Source organism: Streptomyces sp. NPDC054765, from assembly GCF_053612065.1.
Window position 1 is genome coordinate 120,703 of the sequence record NZ_JBSHBP010000011.1, and the last position, 19,864, is coordinate 140,566.

At 72.3% G+C, this 19,864-nt stretch carries 17 protein-coding genes; 5 read left to right on the plus strand and 12 right to left on the minus strand.

Going from position 1 to position 19,864, the window contains the following annotated elements:
* Window positions 1–66 precede the first annotated feature (66 nt).
* Together ACWGJY_RS10430 and ACWGJY_RS10435 are read left to right on the plus strand one after the other, a co-directional pair.
* The gene (locus ACWGJY_RS10430) at window positions 67–1,530 is read left to right on the plus strand and encodes a zinc-dependent metalloprotease (RefSeq protein ID WP_453260356.1); all 1,464 of its coding nucleotides are present in this window, start codon (window positions 67–69) and stop codon (window positions 1,528–1,530) included.
* Entirely contained in the window at window positions 1,527–2,057 is a 531-nt protein-coding gene (locus ACWGJY_RS10435) for an NUDIX hydrolase (RefSeq protein WP_453260357.1), read from the plus strand. Before ACWGJY_RS10430 ends, ACWGJY_RS10435 begins: the two co-directional genes overlap by 4 nt.
* 87 nt (window positions 2,058–2,144) lie before the next feature.
* On the opposite strand, the gene ACWGJY_RS10440 is transcribed toward ACWGJY_RS10435, so the two are convergent.
* The 4 genes from ACWGJY_RS10440 to ACWGJY_RS10455 all read right to left on the minus strand — a co-directional run bounded on the left by ACWGJY_RS10440 (window position 2,145) and on the right by ACWGJY_RS10455 (window position 6,031).
* Window positions 2,145–2,903, minus strand: coding sequence for an AIM24 family protein (locus tag ACWGJY_RS10440; protein WP_453260358.1), 759 nt, complete (start codon window positions 2,901–2,903; stop codon window positions 2,145–2,147).
* 20 nt (window positions 2,904–2,923) lie between these two features.
* Window positions 2,924–3,607: an AIM24 family protein gene (locus tag ACWGJY_RS10445; protein ID WP_453260359.1), complete on the minus strand. Its 684-nt coding sequence runs from the start codon at window positions 3,605–3,607 to the stop codon at window positions 2,924–2,926.
* 15 nt (window positions 3,608–3,622) lie between these two features.
* Window positions 3,623–5,293, minus strand: coding sequence for a TerD family protein (locus ACWGJY_RS10450; RefSeq protein WP_453260360.1), 1,671 nt, complete (start codon window positions 5,291–5,293; stop codon window positions 3,623–3,625).
* 114 nt (window positions 5,294–5,407) lie between these two features.
* Complete coding sequence (locus ACWGJY_RS10455) at window positions 5,408–6,031, minus strand: M48 metallopeptidase family protein (protein ID WP_453260361.1); 624 nt, start codon at window positions 6,029–6,031, stop codon at window positions 5,408–5,410.
* Between the two features lie 178 nt (window positions 6,032–6,209).
* Between ACWGJY_RS10455 and ACWGJY_RS10460 the strand changes: the two genes are divergently transcribed.
* Window positions 6,210–7,337, plus strand: a complete 1,128-nt coding sequence (locus tag ACWGJY_RS10460) for a ThiF family adenylyltransferase (RefSeq protein WP_453260362.1) — start codon at window positions 6,210–6,212, stop codon at window positions 7,335–7,337.
* 56 nt (window positions 7,338–7,393) lie between these two features.
* Window positions 7,394–8,821: an ABC1 kinase family protein gene (locus ACWGJY_RS10465; protein WP_453260363.1), complete on the plus strand. Its 1,428-nt coding sequence runs from the start codon at window positions 7,394–7,396 to the stop codon at window positions 8,819–8,821.
* A gap of 123 nt (window positions 8,822–8,944) precedes the next feature.
* On the opposite strand, the gene ACWGJY_RS10470 is transcribed toward ACWGJY_RS10465, so the two are convergent.
* From ACWGJY_RS10470 to ACWGJY_RS10490, 5 genes are all read right to left on the minus strand, one after another.
* On the minus strand, window positions 8,945–9,142 hold the full coding sequence (locus tag ACWGJY_RS10470) for a hypothetical protein (RefSeq protein WP_453260364.1): 198 nt from the start codon (window positions 9,140–9,142) through the stop codon (window positions 8,945–8,947).
* Between the two features lie 102 nt (window positions 9,143–9,244).
* A complete protein-coding gene (locus ACWGJY_RS10475; protein ID WP_453260365.1) occupies window positions 9,245–9,562 on the minus strand; it encodes a hypothetical protein in 318 nt (105 codons plus the stop codon).
* Window positions 9,559–9,912 (minus strand): WhiB family transcriptional regulator, encoded by a 354-nt coding sequence (locus tag ACWGJY_RS10480; RefSeq protein ID WP_026169602.1) that lies wholly within the window; start codon window positions 9,910–9,912, stop codon window positions 9,559–9,561. The genes ACWGJY_RS10475 and ACWGJY_RS10480 overlap by 4 nt, the downstream gene beginning before the upstream one ends.
* A gap of 120 nt (window positions 9,913–10,032) precedes the next feature.
* The gene (locus ACWGJY_RS10485) at window positions 10,033–10,359 is read right to left on the minus strand and encodes a hypothetical protein (RefSeq protein ID WP_453260366.1); all 327 of its coding nucleotides are present in this window, start codon (window positions 10,357–10,359) and stop codon (window positions 10,033–10,035) included.
* Between the two features lie 144 nt (window positions 10,360–10,503).
* Window positions 10,504–12,732, minus strand: coding sequence for an ATP-dependent DNA helicase UvrD2 (locus ACWGJY_RS10490; RefSeq protein WP_453260367.1), 2,229 nt, complete (start codon window positions 12,730–12,732; stop codon window positions 10,504–10,506).
* Between the two features lie 348 nt (window positions 12,733–13,080).
* Between ACWGJY_RS10490 and ACWGJY_RS10495 the strand changes: the two genes are divergently transcribed.
* The gene (locus ACWGJY_RS10495) at window positions 13,081–13,323 is read left to right on the plus strand and encodes a mycoredoxin (RefSeq protein ID WP_453260368.1); all 243 of its coding nucleotides are present in this window, start codon (window positions 13,081–13,083) and stop codon (window positions 13,321–13,323) included.
* A 269-nt stretch (window positions 13,324–13,592) separates the two neighbouring features.
* Here ACWGJY_RS10495 and nudC read toward each other — a convergent pair whose 3' ends face one another.
* The 3 genes from nudC to ACWGJY_RS10510 form a co-directional block, all read right to left on the minus strand.
* Complete coding sequence (gene nudC / locus ACWGJY_RS10500) at window positions 13,593–14,528, minus strand: NAD(+) diphosphatase (RefSeq protein ID WP_453260369.1); 936 nt, start codon at window positions 14,526–14,528, stop codon at window positions 13,593–13,595.
* Window positions 14,529–14,604: 76 nt separating this feature from the next.
* A complete protein-coding gene (locus ACWGJY_RS10505) occupies window positions 14,605–16,005 on the minus strand; it encodes a dipeptidase (RefSeq protein ID WP_453260370.1) in 1,401 nt (466 codons plus the stop codon).
* 10 nt (window positions 16,006–16,015) lie between these two features.
* A complete protein-coding gene (locus ACWGJY_RS10510) occupies window positions 16,016–19,729 on the minus strand; it encodes a UvrD-helicase domain-containing protein (RefSeq protein WP_453260371.1) in 3,714 nt (1,237 codons plus the stop codon).
* Window positions 19,730–19,864 lie beyond the last annotated feature (135 nt).

Below are 19,864 nucleotides of genomic sequence, written 5' to 3' on the forward strand. Positions count from 1 at the left end.
CTGGAGGTGATGTCGGGCAGCCGCCGTCGGCCACCTGGCCGGCGGCCCTACGAGCCGAGGAAACCCGTGAGTGACACCCCATTTGGATTCGGCCTTCCGCCGGAGGAGCCGGAGGACGGCGACAACGGCAAGAAGAAGGGCGGCCAGGGAGGTAGCCAGGGCCCCGCGGACCCGTTCGGGTTCGGCGGCGGGAGCGGCGGCGCGGACAATCCGTTCGCGGCGCTCTTCGGCGGCATGGGCGGCCCCGGTGGCGAAATGAACCCCGGCGACCTGGGCGCCGCCTTCCAGAAGCTCGGACAGATGCTCTCCTACGAGGGCGGCCCGGTGAACTGGGACATGGCCAAGGACATTGCGCGGCAGACCGTCGCGCAGGGCGCCGAGAACGGCAGTAAGGACGCGAGCCTGTCGCCGGGTGAGCGGACCGCGGTCGAGGAGGCCGTCCGCCTCGCCGACCTGTGGCTGGACGGGGTGACGTCCCTGCCCTCGGGCTCCGGCTCGGTGGTGGCCTGGAGCCGCGCCGAGTGGGTCGAGGAGACCCTCCCGGTGTGGAAGGACCTGGTCAATCCGCTGGCCGAGCGCGTAGGGGCGGCCATGGGCGACGTCCTGCCCGGGGAGATGCAGGCCATGGCGGGCCCGCTGCTCGGGATGATGCGTTCCATGGGCGGCGCGATGTTCGGCACCCAGATCGGCCAGGCGCTGGGCGTGCTGGCCGGTGAGGTCGTCGGTTCGACGGACATCGGACTTCCGCTGGGGCCGGCCGGCAAGGCCGCGCTGCTGCCGGGGAACATCGCGACGTTCGGCGAGGGCCTGGGCGTGCCCGAGGAGGAAGTGCGGCTGTATCTGGCCCTGCGCGAGGCCGCTCACCAGCGGCTCTTCGCCCATGTGCCGTGGCTGCGCTCGCATCTGTTCGGTGCCGTGGAGGGCTATGCGCGCGGCATCAAGGTCGACACCAGCAAGCTGGAGGATGTGGTCGGCCAGATCGATCCGCAGCATCCCGAGGAGCTGCAGAACGCCCTTCAGCAGGGCATGTTCCAGCCCGAGGACACCCCGGAGCAGAAGGCGGCACTGGCCCGGCTGGAGACCGCGCTGGCGCTGGTCGAGGGCTGGGTGGACGCGGTGGTGCATGCCGCCGCCAGGCCGCATCTGCCGTCCGCGGACAAGCTCCGTGAGACGCTGCGGCGGCGCCGGGCCGGGGGTGGTCCCGCCGAGCAGACGTTCTCGACGCTGATCGGTCTGCAGCTGCGTCCGCGGCGGCTGCGGGACGCCTCGCGGCTGTGGGCGTCGCTGACGGACGCGCGGGGCCTGGAGGGCCGCGACGGCCTGTGGGAGCACCCGGACATGCTGCCGACGGCGGCCGATCTGGACGACCCGGACGGCTTTGTGCATCACGAGCAGGCGGACTTCTCCGAGCTCGACAAGATGCTCGGGGAGGCCGCGAGCGGCGGCAGCCCGGAGCCGGGCAAGCCCGCTCGGGAGAGCGACGGCCCGGACGAGGCCCCCGGCGAGAGCAAGGGTGACGACGCCACGTGAGTCTGCATGCGGAGGCGGCGCGGGCACTCAAGGAGTGGCCCGCGCCGTCGGCCGGCCAGGAGCAGTTGCGGCTGGCCTATCTGGATCACCTCGCCGCCCATCAGGACGGCATGTGGAAGCCCTGCAAGGACGGACATCTCACGGCCAGCGCGCTGGTGATCGACCCGGCCGGCGGCCGGGTGCTGCTCACCCTGCACCGCAAGCTGCAGATGTGGCTGCAGATGGGCGGCCACTGCGAGCCGGAGGACACCTCGCTGGCCGCCGCGGCACTGCGTGAGGCGCGGGAGGAGTCCGGGATCGCGCAGGGGCTGACGCTGCTGCCCGGCGGCCCGGTGCAGCTGGATCGTCATCACACGCCCTGTGCGGTGCATTGGGATGTCCAGTACGCCGCGCTGGCGCCCGAGGGCGCGGTAGCGGCGATCAGCGACGAGTCGCTGGATCTGCGGTGGTTCGCGTACGACGAGGTGCCCGACGTCGCCGATGCGTCGGTGGTGCAGCTGGTCGAGCGCACCCGCGCGCTCCTCTAAGGGCAGTGGCCCGGCCGCACCCGCTTTTCGGCGCCCGCCCTTTCCCGGGGCGGGCGCTGAAGTGCGTCAACAGCGCCTCGAAGGCGCTCAGTTGGTGAAGATATTGCCCTGGTTCATGCCTCGCGCGCCCTGCTGGCCCATGCCGAACTGGGCGGCCATACCGGCGCCGACGACGGCGTTCTGCGGCGGCAGCAGCTCGCTGGGCTGGACCAGTGCGTAGCCCTGGCCGAGGAAGCTGAGCTCCCAGCCCTCGCCCGTGTTGCCGCGCCGCCGCCACACCCCGGAGGAGTGCGTCTGCGCCTGCATCTGCACACGCAGCGAAGCGGACCAGGCGACCACCGCGTCGGCATCGGCGTTGACGTACTTGTCGGGCGTGACCTGCAACATCAGCGGCCGGCCGGAGGTCATCAGGGCGACCTTGCCCTGTCCGGAGATGTTGAGCTGATACTTGCCGGTGCCGGAGATGCCGTACTGGCTGTCGACGGAGACGACCTCCCAGTGGAGGCCGGAGTCCAGCGCCAGGACATAGCTGCTGTCAACGGTCAGTCCGTCGTGGTCGACGTCGACGACATGGACGTACTGGGCGAGGTTGGCCAGATAGACCGTGCCCTGCCCGGAGACGCGCATCAGGTCGAGGCCCTCACCGGAGTGGGCGCGGGCGCGGTGCTGGCCGGGGGTCTGGTAGCTGCCGTCGAATTCGAGCAGCCCCTGATAGGCGACCATCGCGCCCTTACGGGCGAGGACGTCCTCGTGGCCCTGGAGGGCGACGCGCAGCAGCTGGCTGTTCTGCAGGGCGTAGCGGTCCTGGGTCTGTGCCTCGGTGAAGGCGAAAAGCGGACTCTGCATGGCGTGTTCGGTCCTCCCCCTCAGCCCCGGGCCCGGAGCCGGTCGGTGCTGTCCTCGCTGGGCTGGACGACGACGAACCCCTGGCCGGAGAAGCCCAGTTGGTATGCCTCGCCGCTGCCGCGCCCGATCATCGAGGACGCCTTGAAGCTGCGCTTGCCCTTCATCTTCAGATGGGTCGACCAGGCGACCAGGGCGTCCGGGTCGACATAGGTCTCGTCCTCGCCGCGGCCGCAGTCGACGACGATGGGCGTGCCCCGGGAGGTCAGGGCGACCCAACCGGTGCCGGAGATAGCGACGTTGAAGAGCCCCTGGCCGGCGAACTTCGCCATGCCCTTGACGCGCTGTACGCCCCACTGGAGCTGCGCGTCGAAGGCGAGGAGGTTGGTGCCGTTGACGGAGAGCGCGTCCCCGTCGAGGTTGATGCAGACCACGTCCGCGCCGTAGTCGGCGAGGTAGAGCAGGCCGTCGCCGGAGCACTTCATGAGGGGTGCGCCTTCGCCGGTGAGCCATTGGGAGGCCATCTGGCGGACGGCGGGCGGGTTCGGTTCGTACTGGACGAAGCCTTCGTAGGCGACCATCGAGCCGGTGCGTGCGAAGACGTCCTGGCCGCTCTGCATGGCGATCTTCACCATGGCGTTGCCGTGGTTCTCCATACGGGCGGCGGGCGGGGTCGGGGCGTAGCCCGACAGCTGCTGCTGGTTCATGACGTGCGGGCTCCCTCAGACCTCGTAGGGCTGGACGACGATGAAGTTGCCGGGCGCGCCGCGGAACTGGAGGTTCACGGTCTCGCCGGAGTGGCCGGGGAAGGCGTGCCGGCGCAGGCTCACCTGGCTGGAGATGATCACCTGCGAGCCTGCGGACCAGGCCACGATGGCGTTGGCGTCGGCGAAGGTGGTGGGGGTGACGGGCAGGACGACCGGGGTGCCCTGGGTCTTGACGACGAGGGTGCCGGTCCCCTGGAACTGCATGGTGAACAGGGCGCCACCGGGGATGCCGTGCCCCTCGATCCGGCGGACCTCGTGCTGCAGCGATTCGTCGAAGGCGAGGACGCTGTCGGCGGACACGCAGATCGCGTCGCCCTGCAGCTCGATGGGGTGGACATGGGCGCTGTTCTCCGCGAAGAAGACCTGGCCCTGGCCGGTGCAGCGCATCAGCTGCATTTCCTGGCCGGTGGCGTTGCCGACGATCCGGCCGCGGAAGCCGGCGCCCTTGTAGCCGAAGTCGACCTTGCCCTGGTAGAGCACCATGCTGCCCTGGCGGGCGAGCACCGGCTGACCGTCGATACCGAGGTCGACACGGATCAGCTTGCTGTTCTGCGGGGTCCAGCGCTGCCCGGTGGGGGCTTCCTTGTACTTGTCCAGTACGGCGCCGAGGCCGGGGCCGCCGCCCTGGGGCACGGCCGCCTGGCCGCCCGGATACGGGGCGCCCTGGGGCGGTGCCGGCGGTCCGTACGGAGCGGGCTGACCGTAGGGCGGTGCCTGCGGCGCCGGCTGGGCGGGGAAACCGCCGGGTGCGGTCTGCGGATGTCCGTACGGGTCCTGGCCGGGCGCCGGTTGACCGTAGGGGGCGGGCGGCTGCCCGCCGGGCGGTCCGGGCACACCGGGCGGGGCCAGCGGCGCGGCGATGGTGGGCGCGCTGTGCACCTGCGGGGCGGCGGGCTGCGGCGCGGGAGGCGGCGGGGGCGCGGCCGGAGGTGCTTGTGGCGCGCCCTGGGGCGGGCCGAAGCCGGGCGCGGGCTGGGGCGGTACGGGCGCGGCGGCGGGCGCGCCGAAGGACGGCGCGGGGGCGGCCGCCCCGGGCGGCGGCGCGAAGCCGGGCACACCCTGTGCCGTGGCGGGCGGCGCCTGCGGTGCCTCGGCTTCTTCGGCGACCTCGCCGCCGAAGTTCTTCAGCAGCGCCTCGAGTCCACCGTCGAAGCCCTGGCCGACCGCGGCGAACCGCCAGACGTCCTTGAGGTAGAAATCGCCGAGCATGACGGCGCGTTCGGTGCTGAACTCGCTGCCGTGGAAGGAGTAGCGGGCGACCTCTTCGCCGCCGGCCACGATCCGGAGGTAGCCGGGGCCGATCTGCGAGACCTGGCCGGCGCCGTCAAGCGCGGCGGTGAAGGAGAGCTTCCGGATGTGCGGCGGGATCTTGTCGAGGGTGACCCGGAACGACTCGGAGTCGCCGGCCTGCGCCCCGAGCAGCTGGACCGACTCCTCGGGCGACTTGGGCTGGTTGAAGAAGATGAAGTACCGGTCGTCGGACAGCTGCTCGTCGGCGTCCAGGCCGAAGCAGCTGATGTCGAAGGTCAGGCCGGGTCCGGCGATCTGCACGCCGACGTACAGATCCGTGCCCGCCGTCAGATCACCGATCCTGGCCTTGTGGCCCCGCTGGAATTCCCTGGACATACGTAACGCCCGTCCCCCGCTCCCGCCGTGAGTTGCTCTGCGCGGCCAGGCTAACCGCTGGCGCCGACAGCAGGCGATGCCGGGGCGAGGAGGATGTCGTCCGGGTGTGCGCGCTCAGTCGCCGCGGGCGGCGGGCAGATGGGGCAGCCGGTCGGCGGCGACCACTCCTTCGAGGTAGCCGCGGGCCCGTTCCGTACGGGGGTAGGTCTCCAGCAGGCGCCAGAAGCGGGGGCCGTGGCCGGGGACCAGCAGATGGGCGAGTTCGTGCAGCAGCACGTAGTCGATGACGTACTCGGGCATGCCCTGAAGGCGGTGCGACAGGCGGATGCTGCCCTCGGCGGGGGTGCACGATCCCCAGCGGGTGTTCTGGTTGGTCACCCAGCGCACCGACGCGGGACGGGCCCGGCCCTCCAGATACTGGCCGGACAGCCGCCCGGCGCGCTCGGCCAGCTCGCCGTCGCCCAGTATCCGCTTGCTCTCCTGGGCGGCGAGCTTGTCCAGCATGACGGTGACCCAGCGGCGCTCCTCGGCCTCGGACATACGGGCCGGAATCAGGACGACCGTGCGGTCGCCCTCGCGATAGGCCGAGACCGTTCTGCGCCGTCGTGAGCTGCGGCGCACCTCGACGGCGCTGGTGCCCGGCCCGCGGGTCTCCAGGCCCGGGGCAGCCCGGCGCGAGGGGTCAGCGGCGCGGCGCAAGGGGGTCTCCCCCGGGCCGTGGGAAGGGTCGGCGGGCACGCGCCCGACGTTACCCGCTGGCACTGGCGGAAGTCCCGCCCCGCGGACGGTTCGCCGCCGAACCACTCCATGGCGTGCACCGCTCGTATGACCGGTACCCACTGCCTGTGGATAACTTCCGCGGGGTTGCGCCGCTCGGGGCATGCTGAGAGCCGGACGACGGAGGACGGGGGCGGAGATGGGACATCCGATGCTCAAGCCCGCGCTGCGGCGCGGCTGGCGGGACAGGGAAACGGTGCGATTCGGGGTGGCGCCGGCGCATGCGATGGTGGTCGGCCCGGTCGACACGGCGACCGGCAGCTTCCTCTCGCTGATCGACGGCACCCGCACCATGCAGCAACTGATCGAGGAGGCCGCGTTACTGGACCTCCCGCCCGAGCACGCACGGGGCGTGGTGGACCGGCTCGGCGCGGCCGGGCTGCTGGAGGCCCCCACCGCGGGCGGCCCGGCGGCCGAGGCCGTGCGGGCCGACGGAGCGGCCTTCGAACGGCTGCGGCCCGATCTGGCGTCCCTCTCGGTGCGGCATCCGGAGCCCGCCGGCGCCCTGGGCCGGATGGGGGCGCGCCGGGCGGTCCGGGCCCGGGTCAAGGGGGCGGGTCGGGTCGGCGCCGCGATCGCGGCGCTGCTCTCGGCCTCGGGGACCGGCCGGGTGGAGGTCTTGGACGGCGGCATGGTGCAGCCGTGGGACGTGCTGCCCGGCGGGCTGCCGGCCGAGCGGATCGGCGAGCGGCGCGACGCCGCCGCGCAACGGCTGGTGCACCGGTCCTCCCCCTGGGGCCGTACCCCACGGCCGAGGGTCCCGGTCAGCGAGTCCGGCGAACCGGGACTCTCCCTCCTGGTGCTCGCCCCGCGCGACGGGCTCGGCGCCTACGCCCCCGACCCCGTGCTCTCCGAGCCGCTGGTCACCGCCGGAATCCCGCATCTTTACGCCGGGGTGATCGAGGGCACGGGTGTGGTGGGTCCGTTGGTGCTGCCCGGAGGTTCGGCCTGTGCCCGCTGCGATGAACTAGGCCGTACGGACGCGGAGCCTGCCTGGCCGCGGCTGCTGGCGCAATGGCGGTCCGGGCGCGGTTCCCCCGCGGTGCCGGCCTGCGATGCCGCGCTGGCAACGGCGGTCGCGGGGATCGCCGCCGTCCAGGCGCTGGCGTTCCTCGACGGTGAACTGCCGCCGTGCACAGGGGCGCGGATGGAGCTCGCCGCGCCGTGTGCGAGCGTGCGGACGACGCGGATCGAGCCGCATCCGGAGTGCGGCTGCGGCGCTGCCGTCCCGCTGAGTGCGGCAGGCGCCTCGGATCCTCGGCCGTGACACGCCACAATGACGGAGTAACCCCGGTTGGGGGACAGTGTGAGTTGGAGGGGCGCATGTCTGATCTTCCCCGCAAGGCGGTCACCCGCACCGCCAAGCTGGCCGCGCTGCCACTGGGGTTCGCCGGCCGTGCCACCTGGGGCCTCGGCAAGCGGATCGGCGGCAGATCCGCCGAAATCGTCGGCCGTGAGCTGCAACAGCGCACCGCGGAGCAGCTCTTCAAGGTGCTCGGTGAGCTGAAGGGCGGGGCGATGAAGTTCGGGCAGGCGCTGTCCGTCTTCGAGTCGGCGCTGCCCGAGGAGATCGCCGGCCCCTACCGCGCCGCCCTGACGAAACTTCAGGAGGCGGCGCCGCCGATGCCGACGAGCACGGTGCACTCGGTGCTGGCGGAGCGGCTCGGTGAGGACTGGCGGGAGCTGTTCGAGGAGTTCGAGGACAAGCCGGCCGCGGCGGCCTCGATCGGGCAGGTCCACCGGGGGGTGTGGCACGACGGCCGGGAGGTAGCCGTCAAAGTGCAGTATCCGGGGGCCGGTCAGGCGCTGCTGTCGGACCTGACGCAGCTGAGCCGGTTCGCCCGGCTGCTGGGCCCGCTGATCCCGGGCATGGACATCAAGCCGCTGATCACCGAGCTGCGCGACCGGGTCTCGGAGGAGCTGGACTACTCCCTGGAGGCGCAGGCCCAGCAGGCGCACGCCGAGGAGTTCGCCGACGACCCGGATGTGGTGGTGCCCGCCGTGGTCCACCAGTGCAACGAGGTGCTGGTCACGGAGTGGATGGAGGGCGTGCCGCTGTCGGAGGTGATCACGGACGGCACCGACGAGCAGCGGGACCGGGCCGGCCAGCTCCTGGCGCGCTTCCTCTTCTCCGGCCCTGCCCGTACGGGCCTGCTGCACGCCGACCCGCATCCCGGCAATTTCCGGCTGCTGGCCGGGGACTTCCCGGACGGCCCGGTCGGGGAGTGGCGGCTGGGAGTGCTGGACTTCGGCACCGTCGACCGGCTGCCCGAGGGACTGCCGCCGACCATCGGCACCTCACTGCGGATGACGCTGGACGGCGAGGCGGACGCCGTCTACCAGCTGCTGTGCGAGGAAGGCTTCGTCAAGGAGTCCGTCGAGCTGGATCCGGACGCGGTGCTGGAGTATCTGCTGCCGATCATCGAGCCCGCCCAGGTCGACGAATTCACCTTCACGCGGGGCTGGATGCGTCATCAGGCGGCCCGGATCGGCGACCCGCGCTCCCCCGCGTACCAGTTGGGCAAACAGCTCAATCTGCCGCCCGCATACCTGCTGATCCACCGTGTGACGCTGAGCACGATCGGGGTGCTGTGCCAGCTGGGGGCGACGGTGCGGCTGCGTGACGAACTCGAGGCATGGCTGCCCGGCTTTGTGCCCGAGGAGGATCCGGACGTCACCGGCCTCACCGTCGTGGAGGAAGAGAGGGGTGCGGACCTCGGCAGGGAGGTCGTCGAGGAGACCACGGCCTGAGCCGGGCCCCGGGCCGTACGTGCCGGGCCGCCCATGCTGGGCCGTCCGTGCCGGGCCGTCCGTGCCGGCCGCCGGAGCGGACGGGCGGGTCCGGGGTTCTGCCGGCCTCGGTGGTGCCCGGTCTCACCACCAGCTCGAATCCAGGCGTCCCTCGATGGCCCGGATGTTCTCCCGTGCGCAGCCGTCACAGAAATAGCGGCGCTCACCGTTCTCGACGGAGCAGGTCCAGGTCGGCGGGGAGCCCTCGGCGACGGCGCCGCAGCCGGCGCACAGCGTGTTCCCGTCGGCCAACTCCGCCTGTTCATGCGTCTTCCGGTCCACCAGCCGACGATATCCCCGTCAACCCCGCAAAGCGGGATACAACGCACCATGGGGCCCGCCCTGTCGGACGGACCCCATGGGTGGCGGCATCAGCGCACCGCGTTACTGCATCACGGCCATCGCCAGCGCGCGGCGGGCACGGCGCGACGCGCGCTCGGCGCGCCGCTGCATACGCCGCGCGGCGGCGAGCCGGTGACCCCTGCGTTCGGATTCGGCCTCACGGAGGCGTTCGTGCATATGCGCACGCGCCAGGGCTTCTGGGATGAGTTGCATGGCGAGGGTCCTGTTCTGACGCGACTCGATCGCGTTGGCGTTCACGGGGACGGGGGTGTCGGTGAGGGAGGGGTTCATCGTGAGGTCCTGCTTCTGGGGATCCCGTGTGACGGGACGATCGATCGTTCCTGTGCCGATGGTGTTCATGCCGCGACCGGGTTCTTACGCGGACGGCCACGCGGACGCTTCCGCGGCACGACGACGCCCTGGACGAAGAGCTCGCCGCCCCAGACGCCCCACGGCTCACGGCGGTCCTTGGCGCCGGCGAGACAGGCCTCACGGACGGGGCAGGTCTGGCACAGCGTCTTGGCGTACTCGACGTCGGCCGGGGACTCGGCGAAGAAGACCTCGGGGTCGTAGGTCCGGCACGGAACGGCAGCGCCGAGGCGGTCGATCTCGTCGTCGAGCTCGGTGAGGGGAAGCAAGGAGTTCTCCTGCGGGTCGGGCGGAGGGATCAGGTCGGTGGCTACGGACGGGGTGTGCGTCTGCAGTTGCACGGTGGTGTGTTCCTCGTCTGTTTCGGCCCGGCTGGTGGCGGGCGCATGGGGCAAACAAAAGGGCCGCGGATCCCGGTGTGGGTTCCGCGGCCCTGGAAGGTGCCGACCTGATCGCGCCGATCAGGCTGGATCTCTCCAGGGTTCGAGGCCGCGGTAGGCCCACATGTCATGCTGCGTCTGGTACTGCTGCCGGGATTCGGCACCGTTGGCCGCCGCGTAGGCAAAGGCATTCGCCGATGCCGCCGCTGCTGCTACCGCAGGTGCCTCGGTCGGTCGCGCGGTGCGCTCACTGCACGTCAGCACAGCGAGGGATTCGGGGCGCGCGACCTCGGTACCGGACAGACGGCCGAAGCCGGACAGACCGGTACCAACGAGCGAGGAGCCGAGCGGGCAGGTGGCGACGACCGGGAGATCGGTCATTTTGTTGGTCTCGATGATGCTGATCACTGGGCTCGCCTCCTCTCGGCGTCTCGGTGGACCGGGAATCCCGTTCCAGGGTGTTCAAGTACAGCACGGATCCATCGGATCTCGGAAGATTCCGTTGTCTCCGTTGCTTCCGAAGGCTATGGGGATGCGCTCCGCGCGCGCAAACTATTTTTCCGACGAGTTTTCCGCGGCGTCCCCGGACCCGTCCCCCGAGGCTCCCCCGAGCTCCTCGCCGGCACAGATTGCCAGCACATCACTGCCGTAGCGGTCGAACTTCCGCCGCCCCACTCCTGAGATGACCGCAAGCTCCGATTCGGTTCCCGGAACGGCCTCCGCGATCGCCATCAGCGTCTTGTCGGTGAAGACGCAGTAGGCGGGCTGCCGGGAGCGCGCGGCCTGAGCGGCCCGCCACTCGCACAGCCGCTCATAGAGCGCCTCGTCGAGCTCCGAGGGGCAGTCCTCACAGCGCATCAGCTTCATCTCGCCCGCGTCCGTGAGGGTCCGGTTGCAGACCCGGCAGCGGGCCGGGCTGCGGTGCTTGGGACGCCGGGCCACCGCCGCCGCCCCCTCGCCGCGCTCGACGCCCCCCGAGACCGCGCCCGGCGCACGGCGACCGGCCACCGCCCCGGAACCGGGCCGCAGGCCGCTGAGGAAGCGGCTGGCGCGGCGGGAGGCCCGCCCGCCGGGCGAGCGCGCCAGCGACCAGGACAGGGCCAGATGCACCCGGGCGCGGGTGACGCCGACATACAGCAGCCGGCGCTCTTCCTCTATCTGCTCATCGGTCTTGGCATAGGTGATCGGCATCATGCCTTCGGTGAGACCGGCCAGGAAGACGGCGTCCCACTCCAGGCCCTTGGCGGCGTGCAGGGACGCGAGCGTGACCCCTTCGACCGTCGGGGCGTGCTGGGCGTTGGCCCGCTCGTCCAGCTCGGCGACGAGGTCGGCGAGGGTGGCCGCGGGCCGGGCCTTGGCGAAGTCCTCGGCGAGCCGCACCAGCGCGGCCAGCGACTCCCAGCGGTCGCGTACCGCCCCCGAGCCGGCCGGCGGTCTGCTCGTCCAGCCCATGTCGCTGAGCACCGCCCGCACCTCGGACGGCAGGTCCAGGGCATCGTCGAGCAGCGCGTCATTGGCACCGAAGCGGGCGGCGCCGCGCAGCTTGACGCCGGCCTCGCGCACCTCCGGCCGCTCGAAGAACCGCTCGGCGCCCCGCAGCTGATAGGGCACACCGGCGTCGGCCAGCGCCTGCTCGTACACCTCGGACTGGGCGTTGATGCGGAAGAGCACGGCGATCTCGCCGGCGGACACACCGGAGGCGATCAGGTCACGGATCCGGCGGGCGGTGCCCTCGGCCTCCGCGGGCTCGTCGGCGTACTCCGTATACACCGGCTCGGGCCCGGCCTCACGCTGCGAGATCAGCTCCAGACGCTGTTCGGCGGCGCGTCCCCTGGCCTGCGCGAGCAGACCGTTGGCGAGGTGCACGACCTGGGGGCTGGAGCGGTAGTCGCGGACGAGCTTGACGACCGTCGCGTTCGGATGGCGGGTGCGGAAGTTGAGGAGGTGGTCGGGGGTGGCGCCGGTGAAGCTGTAGATCGTCTGGCTGGCGTCGCCGACCACACAGAGGGTGTCGCGGTCCCCCAGCCACAGCTCCAGCAGCCGCTGCTGGAGCGGGCTGACGTCCTGGTACTCGTCGACGACGAAGTGCTGGTACTGGGCGCGGACCTGCTCGGCGATGTCGTGCCGGTCCTGCAGCACCCCGACCGTGAGCAGCAGCACGTCCTCGAAGTCGATGCTGCCCCGGTCGCGCTTGAGTTGTTCGTACGTGGCGTAGATCTGCCCGATCTCGGCCGGGTCGCGAGGGGCCTCGCGGCCCGCCTTGGCGACCGCGGCCGGATAGTCGGCCGGCACGGTCTGGGTGACCTTGGACCACTCGATCTCGGCCGTGACATCGCGCAGCTCATTGCGGTCGACCCGGATGCCGCAGCGGGCGGCGGCCTCGGCGACGAGCTGGATCTTGCGCTCCAGCAGGCGCGGGACCTCGCCGCCGACGGCCTTCGGCCAGAAGAACTGGAGCTGCCGCAGGGCCGCGGAGTGGAACGTCCTGGCCTGGACGCCGCCCGCGCCGAGCTGCCGCAGCCGGCCGCGCATCTCGCCGGCCGCGCGGGCCGTGAACGTGACCGCAAGCACACTCCCGGGCTGCAGGATCCCGGCCCGTACCCCGTAGGCGATCCGGTGGGTGATCGCACGGGTCTTGCCCGTGCCGGCACCGGCCAGCACGCAGACGGGACCGTGCAGAGCCGTGGCGACCTCGCGCTGCTCGGGGTCGAGCCCGTCGAGCACCCCGTCGGCCGAGTCCGGCACCTGCGGGAAAAGAGAGGAGTCCGTTGCTGCTGTCACCCCGCCATGCTGCCAGGTCCACAGAGGCGCCCGGGAAACCTGTCCACAGCCGCCGCACCCCGGTCGTACGCATCGGGCCCACTGTGGACAAGCGACGGCAACCACGCGGGCGCGGCGGATGGGCCTGGAGCCCCCGGGGTGGCCTGCGTACGGATTCGGAGTCGGGCCCGGGAGTCAGGCCCGGCCCGGGGTTCAGCCTCCGGTTCGGGCCGGGTCAAGGAGCCGTGTGAAGGTCTCGTCCCAGACCCCGGGAATGGCTGAGGCCCGATGTTCGTTGTGCTGCTTGGCCTCGCCGAGTACGGCGTCGGGTCGTACCGGATCAAGACTTACCGAAGGAGCGCGGGGCGCATGGCGGGCACTGTGACGATGTACAGCACGACCTGGTGCGGCTACTGCCGTCGGCTGAAGGGCCAGATGGACCGCGAGGGCATCGAGTACACCGAGATCAACATCGAGCACGACCCGGAGTCGGCAGCGTTCGTGGAGAAGGCGAACGGCGGCAACCAGACGGTACCAACCGTACTGTTCCCCGACGGTTCGACGCTGACCAACCCGTCCCTGGCGCAGGTCAAGCAGAAGGTCGGGGCCTGACGGCTTCTCCTGGGACGTCCCCCTTCCGGGTCTCCGGGGCGGCCTCGCCTCGGCAGCGGTACGGCTTCCCGGAAGACCGCGGGGCGCTCCGACGGCGACGCCGCTGCGCATGCGGCGCATGAGCGGAGTCGCCCAGGCCGAGCCCGTACAGCCGCGAAGGGCCGTCGGCCGGGTCCACCTCGTGGACCGGCCGACGGCCCTTCACGTGCGCACAACGGCGCCAGGTGTGCGGGCCCGCCGTGCGGGCTGCCCGTCCGCCCGGCGGGGGCTCACGGCCTGGGCAGGGGCTTGCCGTACCAGAGTTCGATGAGGCGGGCGGCGATGGAGATGCCGTACGGCGGGAGGACCTCGCCGGATTCGAAGGCGGCGCGCAGGTCCTCGCGGGAGAACCAGCGGGCCTCTTCGATCTCCTCGCCGTCGACCTGGATCTCGGAGGAGGTGGCGCGCGCCATGAAGCCCAGCATCAGGCTGGAGGGGAAGGGCCAGGGCTGGCTGGCGACGTATTCGACATCGCCGACGACGACGCCGGCCTCCTCGAAGACCTCGCGGGCCACCGACTGCTCGATGGACTCACCCGGCTCGACGAAGCCCGCCAGGGTGGAGAAGCGGCCCTCGGGCCAGTGGACCTGGCGGCCGAGGAGTGCGCGGTCCTCCTCGTCGGTGACGAGCATGATCACGGCCGGGTCGGTACGCGGGTAGTGCTCGGCGCCGCAGGCCGGGCAGCGGCGGATATGGCCCGCGGCGGCGATGCCGGTGCGCTCGCCGCAGCGTGAGCAGAAGCGGTGCAGCCGCTGCCAGTTCTCCAGGGCGACGGCGTGGACGAGCAGGCCGGCGTCACGCGGGGAGAGCAGCAGACCGGCCTCGCGCAGGCCCGCCGGGCGCGCGGACTGGTCCATCCGGCCGGGCAGCGAGTCCTTCTGGAGGGCGAAGTAGCTGACGCCGTCGTCGTCGGTGCCGAGGTAGTAGCGGTGTGCCTCGGTCAGGGGCGCCTCGAAGGACGGCGTCATGATCAGTTCGGTACGGCCGTCCGGGGTGTCGTCGATCAGCGCCTGTCCGCCGGACACCACGAAGACGCGCGTCGTCGGGTGGCTCCAGGCCGCCGCCAGCCAGGCCTCGTCGAGGCGGTGATGAGCTGAGCGATCAATTCCGCTCGGCGCGCTGAAGGTCAGCGGCCGGTCGGCGGTGTGGTCGGTCCAGGTGGTCACTGCTGTTTCCAACTCCCCCTGTGGCGTGGGTGATTGCTGCGTACGGGCGCGGAGCGGTACGGCGTTGGCCGCGCGGTCAGGCCGGGTGCCAGGTCTCCGCCAGGTCGCCCCACAGGTGGGCGGCGGTCTCGACGCCCTTCATCAGCAGGTCGAGCTCGACCTTTTCGTTCGGTGCGTGCCAGCCGTCGGACGGGACGGAGATGCCGAGGAAGAGGACCGGGACCTCCAGGACGTCCTGGAGGTCGGCCGCCGGCCCGGAACCGCCCTCGCGGGTGAAGCGGATCTTCTGTTCGAAGGCCCGGCCCATGGCGCGGACGACGGACTGGAGCGCGGGGTGGTCGAGCGGGGTGAGGCAGGGGCGGGTGGCGCCCCAGAAGGTGATCTCGTGGCGGATGCCGGCCGGGAGCTGTGCGGCGACCCAGTCGCGTACGGACTGCTGGACGGCGGCCGCGTCCTGGCCGGCGACCAGCCGGAAGGAGAGCTTCAGCTGTGCGGTGGACGGCACGATGGTCTTGCCGCCGGGGCCCTGATAGCCGCCGCCGATGCCGTTGACCTCGGCGGTGGGGCGGGCCCAGATGCGCTCCAGGGTCGTGCTGCCGGTCTCGCCGAGAGGGGCGTGGGAGTGCGCGGTGCGCAGCCACTCCTCCTCGTCGAAGGGCAGCTCGGCGAAGAGCTCCCGCTCGCGGTCGGTGAGTTCGATCACGCCGTCGTAGAAGCCGGGGACGGCGACCCGGCGGTCGGTGTCGTGCAGGGCGGCGGCCAGCCGGGCGGCTTCGGTGGCGGGGTTGGGGACCGCGCCGCCGAACGAGCCGGAGTGGATGTCCTGGTCGGGGCCGTAGAAGTCGATCTGACAGTCCGCCAGACCGCGCATGCCGGTGCACACCGTGGGGGTGTCCCTGGACCACATGCCGGTGTCGGAGACGATCACCACGTCGCAGGCGAGGCGGTCGGCGTGCTTTTCGATCAGGGCGGGGAAGTTCGGTGAACCGGACTCCTCCTCGCCCTCGACGATCAGCTTGAGATTGACGGCGGGGGCGGTGCGGCCGGTCGCGGCGAGGTGGGCGCGCACACCCAGGGTGTGGAAGAAGACCTGACCCTTGTCGTCGGCGGCGCCGCGGGCGTAGAGCTTGCCGTCGATGGTCTGCGGTGCGAAGGGGTCGGTGTGCCAGCCGTCCTCGCGGGCGGCGGGCTGTACGTCGTGGTGGCCGTAGACGAGCACGGTCGGCGCGGACGGGTCCCCGGAGGGCCACTCGGCGAAGACCGCGGGCAGGCCGCCGGTCTCCCAGATCTCGGTGGTCGTGAAACCGGTGTCGGCGAGCTTCGCGGCGAGCCATTCGGCGCTGCGGCGCACCTCGCCGGCGCACTCCGGGTCGGCGGACACGGAGGGGATGCGCAGCCAGTCGGCGAGGTCCTGGAGGAAGGCCTCGCGGTGCAGGGTGAGGTACGCGCGGACGGCGCTGTCCGGGGTTGTGCTCATACGACCGAGCCTATCGGCCTTCCGGGGGAGGCCGATCGGCGGTCTCGCCGAGCAGGATGCGTTCGAGGCCGGCCCGGCCGGGGAGCCGCGCGGGCCGGACGACCTCGCCACTGCGGACGTGGAGGAAAGCGGCGCCGACGGCGGACGGCGGCAGGCCGTACCGCTCGGCCCAGGCGAGGCGGTAGACGGCCAGCTGGAGGGGGTCGGCGCTGTGGGCGCGGCCGGTCTTCCAGTCGACGATCTCGAAGCGGTCGCCGTCGGGTCCGGGCTCTTTGTAGACGGCGTCGATCCGGCCGCGGATCACCCGTCCGGCCAGGGTCAGCTGGAAGGGGGCTTCGACGCGGAAGGGGGTGCGGTGGGCGTAGGGGGTGCGGGCGAAGGCTTCCTTGAGGGCGTCGAGATCGTGCTCGTCGACGATCCCGGCTTCCTCGCCCTGTTCGGCGCCCGGCAGCTCGTCGGGGCCGAGCAGCGGCAGCGTGAGTTCTTCGAAGCGGGATTCGACCCAGGCGTGGAAGCGGGTTCCGCGGCGGGCGCCGGGCTGTGGCGGGCGCGGCATGGGGCGGGCGAGTTCACGGGCGAAGCCGTCGGGGTCGGCGGCGAGGCGGAGCAGCTGGGTGGCGGTGAGTGCGGAGGGCAGGGGGACGTCACGGACGGTGGCGCGGGCGCGGCGCAGTTCGGCGGCCAGTGCGTCCAGATCGCGGTCCCAGGACCCGACGGTGCGGCGTTCCTCGGGGAGGAGGGTGTGGGGGGCGGTGTCGGCGGGGTGGGCGGGGCCGGGGCCGGTGGGGGCCGTCAGATCGGGCCCGGTGGAGCGCTGGGCGCCGATACGGGCGCGGAGGGGTGCGGGCTCGTCGTCGGGGGTGCCGCGGGGCGCGGCGGTGTCGGAGGGGCCTGGGCCAGGGCCAGGACCAGGACCTGGGCCGGGGCCGGGCATGTCGAGCGGCGGGACGGCTGCGGCGACGTCGTCATCGTCGGGCGGGTCGGTGACGGGCACGTCGTAGGGCGCGGCGTCGTCGAACAGCGGGGCGTCGTCGGGCAACGGCGCCTCGTCGTACAGGTCGGCCTCGGGCACGTCGAACGGGTCGGTGTCCCATGGCTCGTCCGCCGGGGGCGGCGGCCAGTCGGGGTCGTGGGCGGACAGGGACGGCGGGGCTGTGGCGGGGGCGGCGGGCCCCTCTCCCGTCCTGCGCTCCAGATGGGCGCGGACCGTGGCGGCGGCGGCCCGGCGGCGGGCCGTGGCCGTGGCGTCGAGAGGCAGCGGCCAGGCCTGTTCCGTGGCGGCCTCGGCGAGGGCCGGATTCTCCTCGCCGTCCTCGGGGGCGTCGGCCCAGTGCTCGATCTCGCCGTGTCCCGCTTCGCCGTGCGCGCGCAGCGCCTCCAGGAAGGCGGACGGGCCGCGCGGCCGTTTCTGCTGGGGGCCCCACCAGTGGCCGGAGCCGAGCAGCAGGGAGCGGGGGCGGGTGAAGGTGACGTAGCCGAGGCGGAGTTCCTCGGTTTCCTGGTGCTGCTTCATCGCCTCCTTGAAGGATTTCACGCCGCGGGCGTCCCATTGCCCGACGTCGGGGAGGGTGGCGGCGTCACCGCGCAGGGCGTGCGGGAGGACCTTGGAGCGGCTGGTCCAGGACTCGCGGGCCTGCTCGCTGGGAAAGTGCTTGGCGACCAGGCCGGGTACGGCGACGACGTCCCATTCGAGGCCCTTGGACTTGTGGGCGGTCAGCACCTTGACGGTGCTGTCGCCGCCGGGAAGGGAGCTGTCCAGGCCCTTTTCGTACTGGACGGCGGTGCGCAGAAAGCCGAGGAAGGCGAGCAGGGTGGCGTCGCCGTCGAGGGATCCGCCGCCCTGTTCGGCGGCGAATCCGGCGGCGATGTCGAGGAAGGTGCCGAGGGTTTCGCGGCGGCGGGCGGCGAGGGCGTGCGGTGACGCGGACAGCTCGACTTCCAGGCCGGTGGCGGCGAGCACCCGGTGGAGCACGTCCATGAGGGGGTCGCCGAGGGAGCGGCGCAGGTCGCGGAGTTCGGTGGCGAGGTAGGCGAAGCGCACCCGTGCCTCGGAGGAGAACGGGAGCCCGTCGTCGGGTCCTTCGGCCTCCAGGAAGGTGTCGAGTGCGTCGGCGAGCGAGATGGTCTCGGCCGGGTCGACGCCTTCGACGGCCTCGGCGAGGCGCCGGCCGGGGTCGTCGGAGGGGGTACCGCGGTGGACGAGGGTGCGGGCGCGGCGGCCCAGGAGCGCCAGGTCTCGGGGGCCGATCCGCCAGCGCGGGCCGATCAGCAGACGGACCAGGGCGGCGTTGGCCGTGGGGTCCTGGAGCACCTCGCAGACGGCGACGAGGTCGGCGATCTCGGGCAGATGGATCAGCCCGGAGAGGCCGACGACCTCCACGGGGATGTCCCGGGCGACGAGTTCGCCCTGGATACGGGCGAAATCGGCGGCGGTGCGGCACAGCACGGCGATCTCGCCGGGCGGGGTGCCGGTGCGGACGAGGTGGGCGAGGGAGTCGGCGAGCCAGGTGAGTTCTTCGGCGTGGGTGGGCAGCAGGGCACAGCGGACGATGCCGTCGCGCTCGGCGCCGGGGGCGGGGCGCAGCGCTTCGACGCCCTCGTGCATCCGGCGCAGGGGGGCGGCGAGGCCGTTGGCGAGGTCGAGGAGGCGGCCGCCGCTGCGGCGGTTCTCGCTGAGGGCGTACCGGCGGGCGGGGGTGCCGTCCTGGAAGGGGAAGTGGGCGGGGAAGTCGTCGAGGTTGGCCACGGAGGCGCCGCGCCACCCGTAGATGGCCTGGCAGGGGTCGCCGACGGCGGTGACGGCATGCCCGGTGACGGTGCCGGTGCCGGAGCCGGCACCGAAGAGGCCGGACAGCAGCAGCCGTTGGGCGACGGAGGTGTCCTGGTATTCGTCCAGCAGGACGACGCGGAATTCGTCACGCAGGATCCGGCCGACTTCGGGGCGGGTGGTGGCGAGGGTCGCGGAGTGGGCGATCTGGTCGCCGAAATCGAGGAGCTCGCGGCGGCGCTTTTCGGTGCGGTAGGCGGTGACGAGGTCGAGCAGTTCGAGGCGGCCGCGGGCGGTTTCGGGGACTTTGCGCAGGTCGGCGTTGGTGAGTTTCACAGCGTCGAGGGCGGTGAGCAGCTCGGTGTCGTACGTGCGGAGCGCGGCGGGGTCCACGAGATGCTCGGCGAGTTCGGCGTCGAGGGCGAGGAGGTCTTCCACCAGGGAGGGCAGGGAGGTGGTGAGCGCCGGGTAGGGGCCGGGGGCGGCGCGGAGGGTGCGGGCGGCGAGCTGGAAGCGGGTGGCGTCGGCGAGGAGCCGGGCGCTGGGCTCCAGGCCGATGCGCAGACCGTGGTCCTTGAGGAGCTGGCCGGCGAAGGCGTGGTAGGTGGAGATCCGCGGCTCTCCGGGGGGCTGGTCGCCTGCGGAGCCGCCGGCGTCGGCCGGGAGCGGGTCGGGGTCGGTGACGCCGGCGGCGAGGAGCGCGGCGCGGACGCGTTCGGCGAGTTCGCCGGCTGCTTTGTTCGTGAAGGTCAGTCCGAGGACCTGTTCGGGGGCGACCTGGCCGGTGCCGACCAGCCACACCACGCGCGCGGCCATCACCGTGGTCTTGCCCGACCCGGCTCCGGCCACGATGACCTGCGGGGCGGGCGGAGCGGTGATGCACTCCGTCTGCTCCGGCGTGAACGGGATGCCGAGGAGCTCCTTGAGCTGCTCGGGATCGGTGAGGCGAGCTGACACAGCGAAAACCGTAACCGGCGGCACTGACAATCGCGGTCGCCGTCGGTATCGGCGCAGGTCACGGAGGGGTGGGCAAGGGCATCGGCGGGGGTGAGCAAGGGACTCGGCGGGGTGCACGACGGGCGGCCCGCGCGT